Genomic DNA, 3,338 nt, shown 5'->3' on the forward strand with positions numbered 1-3,338 from the left:
GCCCCGACCTGCTGCATGACCCCGTCCTTCATGACCACGATCTTGGAGGACATGCTGAGGGCCTCGCGCTGGTCGTGGGTGACGAAGACGGTAGTCAGACCGAGGCGTTGCTGGAGGTTGTCGATCTCCCGGCGCATCTCCTCCCGGAGATTCTCGTCCAAGGCCGAGAGTGGCTCGTCCATGAGCAGGACGTCGGGCTCGATGACAATGGCCCGGGCCAGAGCGATGCGCTGCTGCTGGCCGCCCGAGAGCTGGGAGGGTTTACGTTTCTCCACCCCGGGCAGGCGGACCATCTCCAGGGCCTGTTTGACCCGGCCCGGAATCTCGGACTTGGGTACGTCCCGGTACTTGAGGCCGAAGGCCACGTTGTCGAAGATGGTCTTGTGGGGGAAGAGGGCGTAGTTCTGGAAGATCATGCCCAGATTCCGTTTGTGGATGGGCACGTTGTTCATGCGTCGGCCCTTGATGAAGATGTCTCCGGAGGTGGGCGTTTCCAGCCCGGCGATCATCCGCAGGATGGTGGTCTTGCCGCAGCCCGAAGGCCCGAGCAGTGTCACCAGTTCCCCGTCATCGATGGTCAGGTCGATTTTCTTCACGGCCTGGACCTTGCCGAAGCTCTTGGTCAGGCCCCTGAGTTCCACGGTGGGCTGTGGGCTCGCTGTCACGTTATCCTCGTTTTCCGCTGATGTTCCATGAATGGGGAGGGGCCGGGCAAGCCCCTCCCTGATGCGTAGTTTCAAAAGGTCCGGCCTAGGCCCCGGCCATGACCCTGTCCCATTGCTCGGCCCATTCGAGCTGGTGTCCATTCCAGTAGTCGGGATCGCCGAAGAGATAGCCATCGAGGCGGCCGGTGGGATCGAAGGCCGGGAGCTTGGTCACGCCCTCGGGCATTTTGATCTTGGTCGGGTCGAGGCTCGGCGGATATTTCTGGCCCAAAGCCACGGCAATGGCCGCATCGGGCTCGAGCATGAAATTCAAAAGTTTTTCGGCCACGGCCAGGTCCGAGCCTTTGATGACGTATATGCATTCCTGCCAGGAATAGGTGTTGTGGGGGGCCAGATAGCCGATGGGGTGACCCTGTTCCTGAAGGGCGGCCACACGCCCGGACCAGGCCACGGTGGCGTAGATCTCGTCGTTGGCCAGAAGGTTCATGAGCTCGGCTCCGGAGCCCCAATATTTTTTCATCAGGTTCCGCTGGTCGCGCAGAACTTTCCAGACGGCCTTCAAGTCCTTGATGTCGTTGGGACTCTGGTCTGTGTACAGGGCGGCGTACCAGATGTTGGTTCGCCAGTCGGTCCAGCTTCCCAGCTTGCCCTTGAGGCTTTCGTCGAACAGGAGGCCAGCTCCGAGCTTTTCGGCCTTGTCCTTGGAGACATACTTGGTGTTGTAGGCGATTCCGGTCTGGCCGAGGTCGTAGGGCACGGCCGACAGGGCTCCGCCGGTGATCTTCCGTAGAGGAGTGATCATGCCCTCCATGACGTTTTTGAGGTTTGGAATATTCTCGGTGTTCAGGGCCGAGTCAAACCCCAGGCTTTTGTACCGGGCGTAGTCGAAGACTCCGCTCAGATGCGCGACATTGAATTCTCCACCCGGAGGGAACGAAGCCTTGACCCGGGTCAGGTAGGAATCCATGTCGCCGAACTCACCCTCGATGACCTTGATGCCGGTGGCCTTGGTGAAGGGTTCAAAGGCGTATTTGCGGAAGGCCTCTGACGTGGTGCCGCCCCAGCCGTCGAAACGGATGCCCTTGGCGGCCATGGCCTGGCGGATAAGGGTGAAGGGTCCTCCGACCAATCCGGCGGCGACCCCGGCCAGGCCGAGATATTTGAGGAAATCGCGTCTGGGCAATTTTCCCGAGGTGTGGGCATCGGCGACGGCGTTCAGGGTTTTTAAGGAATCGGACATGGTATCCTCCATTGGGGTTTGGTTCCTCGGCGATTCGTGGCCCGGGGCCGGGGAATGGTTCAGTTTCTGCTCAGTTTTCGGACCAGGAATCCGGCCAGGAGCGGGGTGGCCACGGTGAGCACGATCATAACCGTGCCCAGGGCGTTGATCTCCGGACTGACCGAATTTCTGAGCATGCCGAATATTTTGACCGGCACGGTCTGTTGCTCGGCCGTGGCCCAGAACAGGGTGGCGGTGATGTCGTCAAAGGAAATGGTGAAGGAAAAGAGCATGCCGGCCAGGATGGCGGGCATGAGCAGGGGCAAGGTGACTTCAATGAAGGTCCTGAAGGGGCTGGCACCGAGGGTCTGGGCGGCCTCCTCGTAGGATTTCTTGATGCCGCCCAAGCGGGCCTGCACGATGAGCAGGACATAGGGCAGAGTCAGAACGACGTGGCCGATGAGGAGAAGAAGAAAGCTTTTTGGCTGCTGGAGCCAGCGGATGAAGATGAGTAGGGCAACGCCCAGGACGACTTCGGGGATCATGATGGGGGCCAGAAGCAGGGTGTTGATGGTATTCTTGCCCGGAAAGTCATAGCGGACAAAGGCCATGGCCGCCAGGATGCCGATGGTTGTGGCCGTGACCGCAGTCAGGCTTCCCAGGATGAGGGAGTTCTTGAAGGCGTTGATGATGGCCTCGTTCTGGGCCAGTTTGACGAACCATTTCACGCTGAATCCGGTCATGGGAAAGGACCCGAACTGCTCCGGGTTGAAGGCCAGGACCATGACCACGACGATGGGCGCGAACATGAAGATGTAAACAAGAAAGGTGTATATCTTGATGAGGGTCCAGCCGGATATTTTCATGATCTGCTCCTGGTTTCTCTAGTTGGCGCTCAGGCTTTTAAAAATCTGGTTGATGCCCAGGTAGCGATTGTAGACCCAGACGATGGTGCCCAGAAGAGCCAGGAGGATGACGCTGATGGCCGATCCAAAGGGCCAATCCAGGGTGCCGACGATCCGCTTGAAGATCAGATTGGAGATGAGGCTGTCGCCGGGTCCACCCAAAATCATGGGCGGGAGATAGGTGCCGGCCGTGAGGACGAAGACCAGGAGGCAGCCGGCGCTGACCCCGGGCAGGCTCAAGGGCAGGGTGACTTCCAGAAAGGCCTGCCATTCGGTGCAGCCCATGCTTTTGGCCGCTTCGTGGAGGCTTCTGTCGATGCCCTCCAGGCTGACGTAGATGTTCAGGATCATGAAGGGCAAAAGATACTGGATGAGGCCCATGAGCACGGCCCCTTCGTGGTAGAGCATGGACAGGGGCTCGTCGATGAGACCCAGACTCAAGAGAGTGTGGTTGATGAAGCCGGTATCGCCCAGGATGTTGACCCAGCTCATGGTTCTGATGATGAAACTGATCCAGAAGGGGAGCATGATCAGCAAGAGGAGCAGGGA

At 59.4% G+C, this 3,338-nt stretch carries 4 protein-coding genes; all 4 read right to left on the bottom strand.

Annotation, left to right across the window (positions count from 1 at the left end; all coding sequences use genetic code 11):
- Positions 1-806 (bottom strand): ABC transporter ATP-binding protein (locus EOM25_13365; protein ID NCC26163.1); only part of this gene is annotated, 806 nt, incomplete at its 3' end.
- Positions 751-1,905 (bottom strand): extracellular solute-binding protein, encoded by a 1,155-nt coding sequence (locus EOM25_13370; protein ID NCC26164.1) that lies wholly within the window; start codon positions 1,903-1,905, stop codon positions 751-753. The genes EOM25_13365 and EOM25_13370, both read right to left, overlap by 56 nt.
- 59 nt (positions 1,906-1,964) lie before the next feature.
- Positions 1,965-2,750, bottom strand: a complete 786-nt coding sequence (locus tag EOM25_13375) for an ABC transporter permease (protein ID NCC26165.1) — start codon at positions 2,748-2,750, stop codon at positions 1,965-1,967.
- 18 nt (positions 2,751-2,768) lie between these two features.
- The coding region (locus EOM25_13380) for an ABC transporter permease (protein ID NCC26166.1) at positions 2,769-3,338 on the bottom strand (570 nt) is incomplete at its 5' end.

Source organism: Deltaproteobacteria bacterium (assembly GCA_009929795.1).
Taxonomy (GTDB): Bacteria; Desulfobacterota; Desulfovibrionia; order Desulfovibrionales; family Desulfomicrobiaceae; genus RZZR01.